The sequence below is a fragment of the Arthrobacter sp. AOP36-F1-5 genome (assembly GCF_058137995.1).
The window spans coordinates 479,965-496,019 of record NZ_CM176892.1 but is presented as its reverse complement, the minus strand read 5'-3'; the positions used below and the strand labels follow the sequence as shown (position 1 = coordinate 496,019).

The following is a 16,055-nucleotide window of genomic DNA, read 5'->3' as shown; positions in this document are numbered from 1 at the left end:
TCTCGACCAGATCCTCGTAGGCACGCCGGACCGTGGTCAGAGACAGGCCGGTCTCCCGGGCGAGTTGGGCCTCCGTGGGTAGCTTGCTGCCCACGGCCCAAGTGCCCGCGAGGATCTCCCGGCGAAGGTCTTCACTGAGTTCCTGAAATTTCAGGGGCTGCTTGCGGACGTTACGCAGTTCCCCCTGGTCGGCGACGAGCCGTCGGTAGTCTGGCACGGATACTCCTTTGGTCATTCCTTCCATAATGCACGATCATTGAAGGAGTTTTAAGGGATGATTCGTCAATGACTTCTGAATTCACCGGGTTTTAGCCGTTTTTCTCCGTCGAGAGGACGCTGATGGCACCTAGTCATTCTTTATTCCTCTCGACAATGCCGGGTATGAAGTAAGGAACACCCGCCATATCCCGTGTAGGACTAGGAGTGCCCGTGCATCGGAACCCACCCAACATCTTGATGATCCTCAGCGACGATCAGGGCGCCTGGGCCATGGGATGCGCGGGCAACGAGGACATCCAGACACCCACCCTGGACGCGTTGGCTGCCGAAGGCACCAGGTTGGAGAACTTCTTTTGTGTCTCACCCGTGTGTTCCCCGGCCCGAGCGAGCCTCATGACCGGCCAACCACCCTCCCGGCATGGAGTCCACGACTATCTGCACGGCGTCGAGGCCGGCCCCAACGCCACGGACTTCCTCTCCGGCCAACCACTCTTCACTGATGAGTTGGCGGCCGCTGGCTACTACATGGGCCTGTCGGGAAAATGGCATCTTGGCGCCAATGACGAGGCCCGCCACGGCTTCGACCATTGGTACGCCTTGGAGGGTGGCGGATGCCCCTACGACCACGCCACCATGTACCGCAACGGTGAGAAGGAATTGGTCACCGACTACCTGACCGACGCGATCACCAACGACTCTGTGGGGTTCATCGAGCAGGCTGCCCGCCAGGATGCCCCGTTCTTCCTGGCGCTGAACTACACGGCCCCACATATGCCGTGGAAGGACCAGCACCCCGAAGAATTCACGCGACTTTACGAGGACACGGCCTTCGCCTCCTGCCCACAGGAACCCATGCACCCGTGGACCACCACCGTGGGTGGGGTCCCGCTGGGCGGCGAGGCCGATACCCGTGCGGCCTTGGTGGGCTACTTCGCGGCGGTCAGCGCCATGGACGCCGGCATCGGGCGCGTATTGCACCGGCTCGAGGAACTCGGACTGCGTGAGGACACGATCGTGGTCTTCTCCAGCGACAACGGCTTCAACTGTGGTCATCACGGTATCTGGGGCAAGGGCAACGGCACCTTCCCGCAGAACCTCTACGACTCCTCGGTGAAGGTTCCCGCCATCTTCTCCCACCGCGGCAGCATCCAGACCGGCCGGGTGGCGCAGGAGCTACTCTCCGCCTATGACGTCGCCGCCACCCTGCTGGAACTCGCCGGTCTCGAGGCAAGTGAATTCGAGACGGGGCCCGGTCGCTCCTTCGCCTCAGTGTTGACTGGCCAGGAAACGGAGGCGGCGTCCGTTCCCCGGCCCGTAGTGGTCTTCGACGAATACGGCCCCTCCCGCATGATCCGCAATCGCTTCTGGAAGTACAACCACCGTTACCCCCACGGCCCACACGAGCTCTACGATCTGGAGAACGACCCGGAGGAACGGGAGAACCTGGTTGATAACCCGGCCCATGCCGACCGGGTCGCCGAGATGCGCGCCGAGCTGCAGGAGTGGTTCGACACCTACGGTTCGGCGGACTTCGATGGCAGTTCCCTGCCCGTCGCCGGCGCCGGACAACTGCATCCGCTCACCGGGAACCCGTTGGGCGCATTCACTGCCCCGAATTGGGACGGAACCCCGATCGGGGACGCAGCACGGAAGGAACACCATGGCGCCTGAGCAACCGAACCTGCTGTTCATCATGGCGGACCAGTTCCGCGATGCGGCACTGGGGTTCCGAGATGCCGACCCCACCTACACGCCCAATCTCGACGGCCTGGCCAGGGAATCAGCCGATGTCGCCCATGCCGTGAGCAGCTACCCGGTGTGCAGCCCGCATCGGGCGATGATGATGACCGGCCAACACCCGCACCGCAACGGGGTGCCGGTGAACATCAACTCCAACACCGATGCCGGGCTTCCACCAGACATCGACACCTGGTCCAGGGTTCTCCAGGAATCCGGCTACCAGACCGGGTACATCGGCAAATGGCATCTGGAGGCCGTAACCGCCGAGGACGCCATCTGGGGCGAGGGCTTCCGCGAAGGCGCCGTCTGGGACGCCTATTCCCCACCGGATCGCCGGCACGGCTTCTCCTTCTGGTATTCCTACGGCGCCGCCGACAATCATCTGCGTCCGCACTACTGGATCGGTGACGCGCCGCGCGAGGAAAAGACGATCGTCGAACAGTGGTCGGTCGAACACGAAACGGACGTCGCGGTCGATTTCCTGCGTACCGTGGACACGTCCGGAGGTCCTTTCGCCTTGGTGGTCTCGCATAATCCCCCACACCAACCCTTCGACCAGGCCCCGACCACGTTCCGGGACCGCTATACCGCCCTGACACCCGAGGAACTGTTGACCCGGCCCAACGTCGACCTCGAGACGCCGGCCGGACGGGAGGCCGTGGAGAAGGCCCCCGACTATTTTTCCACCGTCTCGGCCGTCGATGAACAGATTGGCCGCCTCCTGGCGGCCTTGGAGGAGACCGGACAGCGGGAGAACACGATCGTCATCTTTACCTCCGACCACGGGATGCAACTGGGCAGCCACGGCCTGATGTACAAGAACGTTCCGTGGGAGGAGTCGATGTCGCTGCCGTTCCTCATCCGCTGGCCCGGCCATATTGCCGCCGGTCGTAACGAACGGACGCTGATCGGTTCGGTGGACGTTGCCCCGACCCTGCTGGGTTTGACCGGACTGTCCGGCAAGATCCCCGACGCCATGCAGGGCACCGACGTTTCCGCCGATCTGGTGGACCGGACGCCTTCCGGCTCCGCCGGAGGCGGATCGGCCCTCTACTACGGTCCACCAGCGCCCGACGGCGGCCCGGGAATGCGCGGTTTGCGCACCACCGATTACAAGCTCCTGGTCGATTGCCGTCCCGACCCCCGTCGGCCGGGCCGGTACCTGCTCACACCGCGGCTCTTCGATCTGCAGGCAGACCCCTACGAAATGCGTCATCTGGCAGCAATGGAGGACGCGCGCGGCAAAGAATACTGCGTACAGTTGCTTCATGAGCTCGAAGTCGCCGGCGACACCTGGCCGGCTTTGGAGGACCTCCGGGCGATGGTCGCGGACCTGGACCGTTGGTCACTCTGATTCCGCATCGGCCCAAGCCGCCCCGGCCAGCCTGCCCCATCCCCTGAAGAGGACGCCATGAAACTCGAGATCGCCGTCGTCGACCTTCCCGGAGCACTGATTGCCTCCGAGGAGGGCGCCAACCGGGTCGAGCTGTGCGCGAATCTGGAGGTCGGCGGGCTCACCCCTTCCACTGCCCTGCTCGAGTCGTGCCGCGGCCCCTTGGCCGGCACCACCGAGATCCATCCGATCATCCGTTGCCGTCCCGGGAACTTCGTCTACTCCGGTGAAGAGCTGAGGACCATGGCGGAACAAATCGCCTCCTGTGCCGCCCGAGGCGCCGACGGCGTCGTCTTCGGCGCGCTCACCCCCGATGGCTGGATCGACCGGGCGGGAACCCGCACTCTTCTCGATGCGGCCCGCTGGGCCAACCCCGACATGGAAATCACGTTCCATCGGGCCATCGACGAATGCCGCGACCCGATGGAAGCCATCGATCTGTTGGCCGGACTCGGCTTTACCCGCGTGTTGACCTCGGGGGCCGAGGACTCGGTGGGGGCTGGCCTGGACCTGCTCGCCCGTCTGGTCCAGCGTGCCGCCGGACGGCTTCAGGTCATGGCTGGTGGCGGGCTCGTCGTCGAGGATATCCCGGCATTGAAGGCCGCGGGTCTGGACGCCGTACACCTCTCCGCCAGAAGGAAGCCCGCTCCGGTGCCGGCCGGCGCAGCAGCGGCAAGCCCCCGGGTTCGCACGAGCACCGGGACCATGCCGATGGTGCTGACCCCGTCGCCGGAAACCGCAACCGACCGAGAACTGGTCAAGGAAGCCCGCGCCGCTTCGCGCTGACCCGTCGGTTTCAGGCCCCGAAGACTCCCTGATTGATCGCGTCGGCCGGCCATCGTTCATGGCGAATCCACGACAGGTTCGCGGTGATGGCCCCGTCCGACGCCTGCAGCCCGTCGGGCGTCCAGTTCAGAACGAGGCGCCTGGCCACCGCCTCCAGATCGACGTTCCGCCGGGTGAAGCAGACCAGCCAGGACCATCGCGTCTCCGCGCCGGCGGCAGGATCCAGCGTGATCACCGGTACGGCAACCCGTTCACCAAGGATCGATCCGGAGGCTTCGCGGATGCGGGGAGTGGCAGCTACCGTGTCACCTTCCGGGGCACCGACGAACTGGATACCGGAGCGCAACCCGTCCGAACCGGCGGCCAGGGCTCCCGCGGCGGTGAGTACGGATTCCGGTTCGGTATCACCAGCCAAGGCATAGCCGCTGGCTTCGAGGGGCATGGCCACGGCACCACGGATACGCGCGGCACGCAGCTCCACGCCGTCGGGCAGCAGCGCCGTCGCATAATCGACCTCGATATCACGTCCCGCGGCGTCCAGCCGGAATCTGCTGCTGCCACCTCCCGGACGGGCCACCCCGGCCACCGGTCCGCGGTTCAAACTCGTTGAGTCGTCCAACGGCACATAGAGGTCGTTATCGCGCAGGCTGCCCTGCTGGACCGGGGCACTGGCCGTGCTGAAGGCTAGTCGGCGATACAGGGCCGAATCGTGGCGCGGGTGGCCCCCGGTGCCGAAGTTGGCGACTTTCACGATGTCGTCACGGTGGTTCCCCTGGACCAGCCACTGCGGTCCGGACAGGACCCGATTCACATCGGCCCCCTCAATCTCCAGGGCCGCCTCCGGCGCGGTCCAGGCCGGATGGTCGGCCGGGAGCAGCAACCCCAAAAACCCCTTGGCCGCCCACAACGGGGAGCCCGGGGCGTTATAGGACTGCAGGATGGAGGATCGCGGCCCCCACCATCCCAGCGGGAGCACCCCGTCGTCCCCGACGCCCCGGTCCGTGAAGTGCCGGGCCACCCCGGAAGCGAGCCGCCGGGTCCGCCCCGGAGGCAATGCCTCCACCCCTTGGAGTTCGCCCATCCACAAGGGGGCGACGACGCCCCAGCGATAGATCAGCGACCGCCCCTGGATCAACGGGCTCCCTCCGGCAGCGAAGAGGTGCTGGTAGCCCCGCAGGAACATCTCCAGGCGCTCCCGGTAGAGCCGCAGGCGTTCGGCCGACGCCGTGGCCGCCGCCACGGTTCCGGAGAGCATCTCCAGGATGAAGAACGGGTACAGCTGGAAGGTCCAGGCGTTGTAGTGGTCGAATCGGCGTCCCTCGCCGTCGGAGTACCAGCCATCCCCGGCGTACCAATCCTCGATGCGGTCCAACGCGGCCTCGATGCCGAACCGGTCGCAGGGGGCGCCGACCGAGGCCAGGAAGGCCTGGATGGTGGCCCCGAAAAGGACATGGTTGTTATCGGCAGAGGCCTGGCCGGTGGCTCCGGAGAGCCAGTGGATGATCCGGGCTTGCACCCCGTCGTCGAGCCCGTCCCAGAGCCAGGGGCGGGAGAAATGCAGACCGAGGACGATCGCGGTGGCTTCCACCGTGGGTTGGCCGTGGTCGGTCAATCGCGGCCACTGTTCGGCATCGCCGCACCGGGTTCCTGCCGCCAGCGCGTCGGCGTACCACTGCACCAGGGCAGGATCTGAACCTGCCGAACCGGCGATGCGCAGCGCAGCCAGCAAGAACGACCGCGCGAAACCCTCCAACTGGTCGGTGGCGTTTTGTCCCGCTGCCGGCGGAAAGACCACGCGGGCTCCCGCGGGAGAGGAATGGCGGTGGGCCCCGGCGATCAACCGGTCGGCCAACCGTTCCCACTCGACGCGGCCCCATCCGGTGAAGCTCCGGGCTTTCTCCATGGCCTGCTCTTTTCGCGTCGGTTCCACCTGGTGTCGCTACAGTGCCTGTTGCAGATCCGCTACGGTTTCGGCACGGACGGGTTCGGTCTTCCGTGAGGTGGCGGAACGGTAGGCGGCGAGGATGGTTTCCACGATGCTGCGGGCATGGTTGTTGCTCACCTGTGGTGAGGCCCCGTTGACGGTAGCCAGGAAGTCGGCCAGCTGGGCGGTGAACCCCGTCTGGATGTTATCCGCCGAGGGGACGTGGAGCGTGCTGCTTTGTCCGTGGTGCCGAATGATGGTCCCGCGGTCGGGGGTGCAGGAGATCGTGCCTTCCTCGCAGATCAACAGGATCTCGTCCAGCCGCTGCGGTGGATCCGAGACGATGACGATGTTGATCTCCACCCCGTTGCGCAGGTGCAAATTCAGGTAGCCGTCGGTCTCGACCTCGACACCGAAACGTGCCAGGGTCCGGGAGTCGACGGTTTCGGCCGCCGAATCAGCGAGCCAGAGTGAGCGGTCGATGCAATGCCCGCCGATGTTCATGAACGCACCGCCGCCGGCCATCACCGGGTCGAAGAACCATGCCGGCCGGGTGCCGGGGCGGTAGTTCGTACTGCGGAAATCACGGATCATCAGCAGCTTTCCCAGCTTCCCGGAGGCCAAGGCCTCGTGGGCGGCAACCTTTTCAGGCAGGAAATGCTGGATATGCCCGACAACGAGTGTCACCCCTGCTTGTTCGCAGGCGCGCATCATGACATCGCAGTCCGCCAGGCTGATGGCCATGGGCTTTTCCACCAGCACATGCAGGCCTGCGTCGGCGGCGTCGAGCACCATTTGCAGATGCAGGGCATGCGGGGTGTTCACGATGACCGCATCCAGTTCCGCCTCAGCGTACATCTTCAGGTAGTCGGTATAGACGGCTGCCCCGGTCAACACGGCGACGTCGGAGGCCGTATCGGGCCGAAGGTCACAGACGGCGACCAGTTCGACGTCGGGCAGCGTGGTGGCTGCCTGTGCATGCAACGGGGCGACGGCACCTGCCCCGATGATTCCTAGACGGATCAATTGCTTACCTCTTAATATGCGTCGTGGACCGTGGTTGATGCGTGGTCCTGATCGTGGGTCGTGACCTTGGGTCGGCACGGCCGGTCCTTAAGAGATGATTATTCAAGCCAATAAAGAATGATTCCAGACGTAATCGTCGACGATTATGATCTGCGCTGCTTTCACGGGTCGACGGAATGCGGATAAAACCATGAAAGACCATGTTTTGTCACAGGACTTCTTCAAGTACCACTTGAATCCTTCTTTTTGACGCTGTGATAGTCGTCTCAACCGAACCGCAGTATCCGCGGTTCACCCTCACGAAAGGTGAATGCCATGGGCAAAACAGCCCGCTATTTTCGCCCCACGGCCCTCCTCCTCGGATCGGCTTTGGTCTTCTCGGTCACCGGTTGCGGCGGCCCCGCCTCCTCCTCGAGCGCCGAAGCACAGGCAGATGACATGACGACTTCCATCGACGGCCAGACGCTGACGTACTGGTCCATGTGGAAGGAAGGCGAAGCCCAGCAGAAGGTCATCGCCTCGGCCATCAAGGACTTCGAGAAGGACACCGGCGCCAAGGTGGACGTGCAGTGGCAAGGTCGCAGCAACACGCAGAAGCTGGTGCCGGCACTGAACACCAACAACGTCCCTGACCTGGTGGACGGGGCCTACGGCAAGTTGGCGACCTCGGTCGGCGACACCGGCCAGGCCCTCGGCCTCGGCAGCACGTACGACGCCGATGTCGACGGCAAGACAGTTTCCGAACTGATTCCGGAGAAGTACCTCAAGAACGCAGACATCTCCGACGAGAACGACCAGCCCTGGATGCTGCCCTATAACTTCAGCTCCGAAGCGTTCTGGTTCAACAAGAAGGACCACCCGGAGATCGCCGCCAACCCACCCAAGACGTGGGACGATTTCATGGCCACCTTGAAGAAGCTCGAGAAAGGCAAGGCCGCGCCGCTGGCAGCGGACGGCGACATCGGCGGTTACAACTCGGCGTGGATCATCAACCTGGTCCTGCGACACGGCGGGCCCGGCTCCTTCAAGAAGCTGGCCGCGGACACGTCCGGTGAGGCCTGGTCCTCCCCCGAGGTCCTGGATTCGGCGAAGAAGGTCGAGGAAATCGCCAAGAGCGGTTACCTGATCAGCGGTTACGACGCCAGCAAGTTCCCCGCCCAGCAGCAGAAATGGGCCACCGGCAAGGCAGACCTGCTGTTGAACGGTTCGTGGATCCCGGCCGAAACCGCGCCTTATGCCTCGAAGGGCTTCGACTACGCCTCTTTCCAGTTCCCCTCCGTTGACGGCAACCCGACCAGCGTCCGCGCCGACTTCGTTGGATTCTCGATCCCGCGCAAGGCCGAGCACGCAGCCGCTGCCGAACAGCTCGCAGTGACCCTGCTGGACAAGAAATACCAGGACCAGTTCGGCGCCAAGGCCAAGGTCTTGCCGATCCGCACCGATGCCACCATCGCCCCGGAAATGCAGGACATCAAGGATGCTGTCGATGAGACCGAGAGCATCAACCTCGCCTTCGACGGCGTGGTCTTCCCCGGCTACCAGGAGAAGATCCTCTGGCCCAATACCGACCAGCTCTTCCTGGGCAAGATCACCGCTGAAGAGTACGTCAAGAAGATGCAGCAGGATCAGAAGCAGTACTGGAAGGACAATGGCTAATGACCTTGACCCCAGTCCAAGAGGTCGGCGCTGAACCGGCCGAGCAGCCCCGGGGCGCACCACGGGGGCGCAAGAAGAAGCAGGAATCCGGCAGTTCCATCGACCGGCAGCGGCGCAAGCTCCTGATCCCGTTCGTCGGGCCAGCGTTCCTGTTCTACACCATCCTGTTCATCGTCCCGTCCATCGGCGCCTTCTGGATCAGCCTGCATAAGTGGTCCGGTTCGGGGCCCATGAAGTTCGTGGGTCTGAAGAACTACTCCCAGGTCTTCCGCGACGACCTGTTCCTCACGTCGTTCGGCAACACCCTGCTCCTGCTCTTCGTCGTCGGCATCGCGATCTTCGTGATCGCCTTCGGGCTGAGCCTGGTGCTGCGGGACATGATGGGCAAGAAGATCGCCCGCTCGGTGATCTTCTTCCCCCACCTGATCAACGCGTTGGTCTTTGGCGTTCTGGCCGGGTTCATCTTCAATCCGGGCGGGCTGGTCAACAAGCTGCTCGAGCCATTGGGGGTCACCGACCCGCCCAAATGGCTCGCCGCGGACAACCTCTTCCCACTGATCATGGTGACCATGGTGGCCACCACCACCGGCTACTTCACCACCATCTTGATGGCCGGAGTGGACCGCATCCCCCCGTATTTCTATGAGGACTGCGCTCTCGCCGGGGCGACCCCGTTCCAGCGGCTGCGCTACGTGATCCTGCCGCTGACCTGGGATGTCTTCGGGACGTGTGCGGTGTTGTGGACGATTTCGTCGATCAAGATCTTCGAGATCATCTGGGTGTTCGGCGGCAGCAGCGGCGCCGGACTCCCTCCGACCGAAACCTGGACGACTGCGGTCTACACCTACGTCACCGCGTTCTCGGGCCAGTCCACGCCGGCCTACGGTGCGGCGACCGCCTCGGCGATCATCTCGCTGGCCCTGATCTCCGTCCTCGTCATCATCCTGCGTCGTGCCATGCGCCGTGACGCCGTCGAATTCTAGGAGGAAGCATGTCTGAAAACCTGGACGTCGCCGTCGTCACTCCCATCCGCAGGAAACGCAATCGTGCCGCAAGCCCCGCCATGGCGGGGGAACGCACCTTCCTGCGCGGTCTGGGGATCACGGTCCTCTGGATCGCCGTCGCCGTCATGATCCTCATGCTGGTGTGGATGGTCGCCCAGTCCTTCCGTGGCACCAGGGAAATCCTGAGCGACCCGTGGGGCATCCCGGCCTCGATGGACTTCACCAACTACGTGAATGCCTGGACCGTGGGCAATTTCGCCCAGGCCACGTGGAACAGCTTCATGACCACCGTGGTCTCCTCCGTGGTGGCCGTGGCGGTGGCGGCACCCGCTGCCTACTATCTGGGCCGCGTCGAGAACAAGCTGACCAATGCGTTGAGCCTGTACTTCATCCTGGGTCTGGGCATCCCCGCCCAGGTGATCCTCATTCCGCTGTTCGTCATGCTCAACAAGGTGTACCTGACCGATAGCCTGCTCGGGCTGAACCTGGTGTATATCGGCATCTCGATGCCGTTCACCGTCTTCCTGCTCACGGCCTTCTTCAGGTCGCTGCCGATCGAGATGGAGGAGGCTGCGGCCCTGGACGGTTCCAATGCGTTTGGAACGTTCTTCCGCATCACCCTCCCGCTGGCCAAGGGCGGCATTTTGACCGCCTTCGTCCTGCAGGTCATCGCGCACTGGAATGAAACCCTGCTGTCGTTGACGCAGTAGTGCCCCATAAGGTGGTGTAGCGTCCGGTCACCCGCCGATATGGAGTGCGGCCACCGGACGTATCCTTCGAGGAATCTCCTACAACCCACTCGAAAGGACATCGCCGCGATGACCGCTACCCAAATTATCGACCCTCAACGCCTGCTTGTCGAAGCACTCTCCGATGCCTCACCGGACCTGATGCGCTCGATGCTGCAGACCATGATCAACGCTCTGCTGTCCGCTGATGCCAGCGCCGTCTGCGGCGCCGAATACGGCACCGCATCCCCGGAACGGGCCAGCCAGCGAAACGGATACCGGCATCGACCCCTGGACACCCGGGTCGGCACCGTTGACGTCGCGGTGCCGAAGTTGCGGCAGGGGAGCTACTTTCCAGAGTGGTTGCTCGAGCGCCGCAAACGCGCAGAGACCGCGATGATCACCGTCGTGGCGGACTGCTACCTGGCCGGAGTCTCGACCCGCAGGATGGACAAACTCGTGAAGACCCTGGGCATTCATTCCCTCTCCAAGTCCCAGGTCTCGCGCATGGCCGCGGACCTCGACGAGCAGGTCGAGCAGTTTCGTCACCGGCCTCTGGGTGAGGCGGGACCCTTCACCCTCGTGGCAGCCGACGCGTTGACCATGAAGGTCCGTGAAGGTGGACGGGTCGTGAACGCGGTCGCCATGGTTGCCACCGGGGTCAACGCCGACGGGCGTCGTGAAGTGCTCGGGGTGAAGGTCGCGACCAGCGAGACCGGGGCGGCTTGGAACACGTTCTTCGCCGATCTCGTCGCACGCGGACTGGACGGCGTGCAGCTGGTGACCTCGGACGCCCACGCTGGGTTGGTTGAGGCGATCCGGGCGAACCTGCCAGGGGCCAGCTGGCAGCGGTGCCGTACCCACTACGCCGCTAATTTGATGGGGATTTGCCCGAAGAATCTGTGGCCTGCGGTGAAGGCGATGCTGCACTCGGTCTATGACCAGCCCGATGCCGAGAGCGTCCACGCCCAGTTCGACCGGCTGCTGGACTACGTCCAGGAGAAGCTGCCCAAGGTCTTCGAGCACCTCGACGAAGCCCGGGCCGACATTCTGGCGTTCACGGCGTTCCCGAAGGATGTGTGGCAACAGATCTGGTCCAACAACCCCAACGAACGGCTCAACCGCGAGATTCGCCGGCGCACCGACAGCGTTGGTATCTTCCCCAACCGCGACGCGATCATTCGGCTGGTCGGCGCGGTGCTGGCCGAGCAAACCGATGAGTGGGCAGAAGGCCGCCGCTACCTCGGATTGGACGTGCTGGCCAGATGCCGGCTCAGCCTCGTCAACGACGCTGACAACACCCTGAATGCGGAGGAGGCGCCTGCAGATCCCTTCCAAGCGTTGACCGCCTAAAAGCAATCACCGAAGGAAACCACCGCTACACCACTTCCCGGGGCTTGACCGTTGACGCTGATGCAGTCCACCGAGAACTACACCCTCCCGGTGGCTCTCATTTCCTTCATCCAGCAGCAGACCTACTCGGGTGCCGACTGGGGCGGGTTGTTCGCCGGGCTGGTGATCGTCGTCATTCCCATGCTGGTGGTCTACCTCTGGCTGGGGCGCCGCCTGACCGAGGGGTTGACCCTGGGCATGGGCAAGTAGTGAACGTCCCCACTGGCGGCCGGCCGAATATCGTGATCATCATGGCCGACCAGTGGGCCGCCCACGCGCTGGGTTGTGCCGGCTCCGAAATCGTCCAGACTCCTTGTTTGGACGCACTTTCCGGGGCCGGCCTTCGCTTTAACCGCGCATACACCACCTTTCCGCTCTGCGTTCCGGCCCGCAGTTCGCTGGTCGCCGGGCGGTACCCCCACGAGTTGGGTATTTCCGGCAATGCCGGCGTCTCCGAGAAGACCCCGGGCCGCTCCCCCGAAAGCCTGGGGCACTGGTTCACTTCCGCAGGCTATGACTGCGCGTACGCCGGCAAATGGCATGCCCCGGGGGCCAGTGCCGTCGAGGCCGATGGGTTCGAGGTGATCCACCCCTTCGGTGATCTGGGGCTTCCCGAGGCCGCCGACGCCTGGTTGGGGACCCGGCAGCAGCAGGAGAAGCCGTTCTTGCTCTTCGCTTCCTTCGATAACCCCCACACCATTTGCGAATACGCCCGCGGACAGCATCTGCCCTATGGTGATGTCCCCCCGCCGGCTTCCGTCCGCGATGCTCCTCCCCTGCCGGCGAACTTCGCGACACCGCCAGCTAGTCCCCAGGCGTTGACGTACGAACGCACTCAGGCCGAGCCGTCCTACGGGACCTCCGAGTTCACCGCCGATGATTGGCGCCTGTATCGACACACCTATGCCCGACTCATCGAGTGGGCGGACGGACAGATCGGTTCGATCTTGGACTCGCTGGAGGCGCACGGACTGGCCGATGACACCGTAGTGCTCTTCACCAGCGACCACGGAGACGGTGACGCCTCCCACGGCTGGAACCAAAAGACCTCCCTGCAGGAAGAGACCGTCAGGATCCCGCTGCTCATGCGTGGCCCCGGTATCGGCGCTTCACAGGTCTCCGAGCAGCTCATTTCCCTCGGAGTGGATCTGATCCCCACCCTGTGCGGGGTGGCCGGCATTAATGCACCGCCGGGGGCCACCGGGCACGATGTCCTGGCGCAGCCGCGCACCAGCGACGACGGAGTCGCGATCGAAACGGCTTTCGGGACCGGCGACAAAGGCTCCACCTTGGGCCGGGCCTTCATCGGGGAACGGTATAAGTATTCGGTCTATAGTTGGGGAAAATACCGCGAACAGCTCGTGGATCTGATCGCGGATCCGGGCGAAATGCGCAATCTGGCCGCCGAATCGGCCTTCGACGAGGTATTGGAGGACTTCCGCGCCCGGCTGCTCGCCTGGTGCCTGGAGACCGGCGACGCGGCCTTCCTGAAGAAGCTCGTGCTGCCCACCGGGGTGGACCCTGCAGTGCGTGCGGGGATCTACGCGATCCCCTACTGATCCGGGAACGGCGAAGGCCCGGGTTCCTTCCCTGCTGGGAGGAACCCGGGCCTTCTGCACACCCTAGGCGTCGATGAAGCGTTCGACGGCGGTCTCCGGACGAAGCCGATCGGCGGGATCGATGTCCCCGGCAAAGGCCAGCCACTGGTAGAAACGGTCCCCCCGCCTGATCAGCTCCTGGTACAGGCGCAGGCGCAGGTCCTTGAGCACCGGGCGGTAGACCGGGACGTCCACGACGTTGTTCAGCTCGTCGGGGTCGGCCTCCAGATCGTAGAGCTCATCGATCCCCTCCGGATTCGCGATGTATTTATACCGGTAGTCCCGGATCATCCGCTGGGCGTAGGGGAAGTGGTGGCCGTGGAACTCGCAGACGATTTCGGTCCTCCACTCCTGTCCCAGGGGTGCGGTGCAGGCCGGCATCAGCGATTCGCCGCGGATGCCTTCTGCGTTGCCGCCGGCAATGTCGATGAACGACGCCGTGAAATCCTGCAACGAGACGAACTTCTCCTCGCGCCGTCCTTCTTGCCCGGGCTCCGCCACGATCGCGGGGATCCGGTAGATGTCCTCATACATGGCCGGGCCCTTGTCATTCAGGCGATGGGCCCCGGTGAACTCTCCGTGGTCGGCGGTGAACATGGTGACGGTGTCATCGGCCAGCCCCAGCTCGTCCACCACGGCCAGGATGCGGCCGATCTCGTGGTCGATCATGGCGACATAGCCCCAGTACACGGCGGTGAGCTTCTTCCACTCCTCGGTGCTGAAGGACTCCGTGGACCAGTATTCGGCGTAGGTCTGCTGGACCTGAGGTTTGCCGTGGAAGGTTTCGGCGAAGGAACCGGGCAATTCGATATCGCTCGGGTCCACCAAGTCGTACCACTGGCGTGGGATCAGGTACGGAAGGTGAGGACCGAAAATATGGCAGGACAGGAAGAACGGCGTCCCGTCGTCGTTCCCTTCGGCGCCGGTCCCCGCAGCGAATTCCCGCAGCTTGGCGATGGTCTGGTCGGCCAGCCAGGCCTCGAAGGTCGCTTCAGTCGGCTGCTCGGTGATCCCGGCAATCAGGTGTCCCTGCGAACCGTCGGAGGCCGTGGTGTAGACAGGTTCCACGATCTTGAAGGCCGGATGCCCGTGGTCCTCGAGCCACTGAACGTAGTCCGGGTCGTCGAAGGTGTTCAGTGCCCCGGCCAGGTGCTTGCCCTCGAAACCGTAGTATTCCGGTCCGCGATGGCGGCCCACATGCCATTTGCCGACGTGTCCGAGCCGGTAGCCCTGGCGGTGTAGTTCATCGGCGAACGTGGGAGTTCCGTCGGGCAATTCCTCGCGGGCACCGGAATTCCACTCGTAGTTCGCCAACAGTCCGTGCTCGAACGGATGCTTCCCCGTCAGCAACGAGGACCGTGCCGGAGTGCAGATGGCCGTCGGAGTGTAGGCCCGCTCGAACACGGTGCCGCGTTCGGCCATCGCATCCAGATGCGGGGTGTGTTCCGAACTGTTCCCGTAGCAGCCCAGCGTGTCGATGCGCTGCTGATCCGTCATCAGGAACAGGATGTTGCGCTTCTTCTGTGTCGGTTCCAACTCTATTGACCTATGCCTTCTTCGTTTCGACGTACAAGTCGCCGGTGTAGAACGTCTTCGGATCGGCGATCTTGTCGATCTTGTCGTCGGCGAGGAACTGCTCCTCCAAGCCCTTGAGCCATTTGCCGATGGTTCCGTCCTTGGTTTTCTCCTCCAGCTCGGCACTGGTGAAGGTGATCGCGACGTCGACCTGCGGCTTGAGCGTTTCCTCCCCGACCTTCAGGAACTTCGCCGAAGCCGAGAGGCTCTTTTCCGTGTTCTCCTGCCGGAAGTCGTTGGAGGCCTTGACCACGGAAATGAACTTTTGCGCGAGCTCCTTGTCCTTCTCCGCCCGGCCCGCTGCCGCAACGAAGGAGCTGGGGAAGGTCAAGTCGTCCAGGTAGTCCTTATTGGCCGCCAGTTCGACGACGTCCGGGACGCGCTCCTTGATGTTGTCGATCAACGGGTACCACAGGGCCGCTCCGTCGATTTGTCCCGAGGCGAAGGCCGAAACAGCCGTCGAGGGATCCATGGTGACGATGTCGAAGTCCTCGCGCTTCAGGCCCTCCTTCTTGAGGACCAGGTTCAGCAGCTGATCCCCCGACGTCCCCTCGGGGACACCGACCTTCTTGCCCTTCAGGTCCTCCATCGAGGAGATCCCCGGCTGGGCGATGACCCGGTCGGCGTTGGACACGGTGTTCAGCGCCCAGATCTCTGCCTTGCCCGATGCCGGAAGCCACAGGGCTCCCGACCCGATGTACGCGACATCCACATTATTGGTTCCCAGCGCCTGGATCGCCAACGGTCCATTGGTGAAGGGCACGAAGTCGGGCTTCAGCCCGGCCTGATCCCAATACCCTTCTTCGTTGGCCAGGGCGAGCAGGGCGGCGCCGTTATAGTCGGCGATGTAGCCCACCTTGATGGGCATCTTTTCCGCCCCGCCGGACGAGCCGCTGGATTCGGAGCCGGCACAGGCCGTCAGCGCGGCGATGGTGGCGAGGCCGAGGCCACCGGCGAGAAAATCCCGGCGTTTGGTGTTGTTCAGGTTCATGATGCCCTCCAGAGGTGTGCTGA

At 64.0% G+C, this 16,055-nt stretch carries 13 protein-coding genes and 1 pseudogene; 9 read left to right on the top strand and 5 right to left on the bottom strand.

The genetic code is table 11. From position 1 onward, the window contains the following. Window positions 1-19 precede the first annotated feature (19 nt). Window positions 20-235 (bottom strand): annotated as a pseudogene (locus AC3ZI9_RS02320) (GntR family transcriptional regulator); the annotation flags it as partial. 194 nt (window positions 236-429) lie between these two features. On the opposite strand from AC3ZI9_RS02320, the gene AC3ZI9_RS02315 reads away from it, so the two are divergent. Genes AC3ZI9_RS02315 through AC3ZI9_RS02305 form a run of 3 tightly spaced genes read left to right on the top strand, consistent with a single transcriptional unit; the run spans window position 430 to window position 4,138 of the window. Beyond that, complete coding sequence (locus AC3ZI9_RS02315) at window positions 430-1,890, top strand: sulfatase-like hydrolase/transferase (protein WP_443359113.1); 1,461 nt, start codon at window positions 430-432, stop codon at window positions 1,888-1,890. After that, the gene (locus AC3ZI9_RS02310; protein WP_443384174.1) at window positions 1,880-3,313 is read left to right on the top strand and encodes a sulfatase family protein; all 1,434 of its coding nucleotides are present in this window, start codon (window positions 1,880-1,882) and stop codon (window positions 3,311-3,313) included. The genes AC3ZI9_RS02315 and AC3ZI9_RS02310 overlap by 11 nt, the downstream gene beginning before the upstream one ends. Window positions 3,314-3,370: 57 nt before the next feature. After that, window positions 3,371-4,138 (top strand): copper homeostasis protein CutC, encoded by a 768-nt coding sequence (locus AC3ZI9_RS02305; RefSeq protein WP_443384173.1) that lies wholly within the window; start codon window positions 3,371-3,373, stop codon window positions 4,136-4,138. A gap of 10 nt (window positions 4,139-4,148) precedes the next feature. Here AC3ZI9_RS02305 and AC3ZI9_RS02300 read toward each other — a convergent pair whose 3' ends face one another. Both AC3ZI9_RS02300 and AC3ZI9_RS02295 read right to left on the bottom strand, forming a co-directional pair. Beyond that, window positions 4,149-6,041, bottom strand: coding sequence for a DUF2264 domain-containing protein (locus AC3ZI9_RS02300; RefSeq protein WP_443384172.1), 1,893 nt, complete (start codon window positions 6,039-6,041; stop codon window positions 4,149-4,151). A gap of 36 nt (window positions 6,042-6,077) precedes the next feature. Then, a complete protein-coding gene (locus AC3ZI9_RS02295; RefSeq protein WP_443384171.1) occupies window positions 6,078-7,088 on the bottom strand; it encodes a Gfo/Idh/MocA family protein in 1,011 nt (336 codons plus the stop codon). A 315-nt stretch (window positions 7,089-7,403) separates the two neighbouring features. Here AC3ZI9_RS02295 and AC3ZI9_RS02290 point away from each other — a divergent pair, with 315 nt between their 5' ends. The 6 genes from AC3ZI9_RS02290 (at window position 7,404) to AC3ZI9_RS02265 (ending at window position 13,427) form a co-directional block, all read left to right on the top strand. Next, window positions 7,404-8,744, top strand: coding sequence for an ABC transporter substrate-binding protein (locus AC3ZI9_RS02290; protein ID WP_444561321.1), 1,341 nt, complete (start codon window positions 7,404-7,406; stop codon window positions 8,742-8,744). Continuing rightward, the gene (locus tag AC3ZI9_RS02285) at window positions 8,744-9,727 is read left to right on the top strand and encodes a carbohydrate ABC transporter permease (RefSeq protein WP_443384308.1); all 984 of its coding nucleotides are present in this window, start codon (window positions 8,744-8,746) and stop codon (window positions 9,725-9,727) included. The genes AC3ZI9_RS02290 and AC3ZI9_RS02285 overlap by 1 nt, the downstream gene beginning before the upstream one ends. 8 nt (window positions 9,728-9,735) lie before the next feature. Next, window positions 9,736-10,458: a carbohydrate ABC transporter permease gene (locus AC3ZI9_RS02280; RefSeq protein ID WP_489923805.1), complete on the top strand. Its 723-nt coding sequence runs from the start codon at window positions 9,736-9,738 to the stop codon at window positions 10,456-10,458. 108 nt (window positions 10,459-10,566) lie between these two features. Next, a complete protein-coding gene (locus tag AC3ZI9_RS02275) occupies window positions 10,567-11,829 on the top strand; it encodes an IS256 family transposase (RefSeq protein ID WP_102598824.1) in 1,263 nt (420 codons plus the stop codon). A 51-nt stretch (window positions 11,830-11,880) separates the two neighbouring features. Then, the gene (locus tag AC3ZI9_RS02270) at window positions 11,881-12,078 is read left to right on the top strand and encodes a hypothetical protein (protein WP_489923804.1); all 198 of its coding nucleotides are present in this window, start codon (window positions 11,881-11,883) and stop codon (window positions 12,076-12,078) included. Continuing rightward, entirely contained in the window at window positions 12,078-13,427 is a 1,350-nt protein-coding gene (locus AC3ZI9_RS02265; RefSeq protein ID WP_444561513.1) for a sulfatase family protein, read from the top strand. Before AC3ZI9_RS02270 ends, AC3ZI9_RS02265 begins: the two co-directional genes overlap by 1 nt. Before the next feature lie 63 nt (window positions 13,428-13,490). Here AC3ZI9_RS02265 and AC3ZI9_RS02260 read toward each other — a convergent pair whose 3' ends face one another. Beyond that, window positions 13,491-15,002 (bottom strand): sulfatase family protein, encoded by a 1,512-nt coding sequence (locus tag AC3ZI9_RS02260; RefSeq protein WP_241895507.1) that lies wholly within the window; start codon window positions 15,000-15,002, stop codon window positions 13,491-13,493. 10 nt (window positions 15,003-15,012) lie between these two features. Then, the gene (locus AC3ZI9_RS02255; RefSeq protein ID WP_086994324.1) at window positions 15,013-16,032 is read right to left on the bottom strand and encodes an aliphatic sulfonate ABC transporter substrate-binding protein; all 1,020 of its coding nucleotides are present in this window, start codon (window positions 16,030-16,032) and stop codon (window positions 15,013-15,015) included. Between the last annotated feature and the right edge of the window lie 23 nt (window positions 16,033-16,055).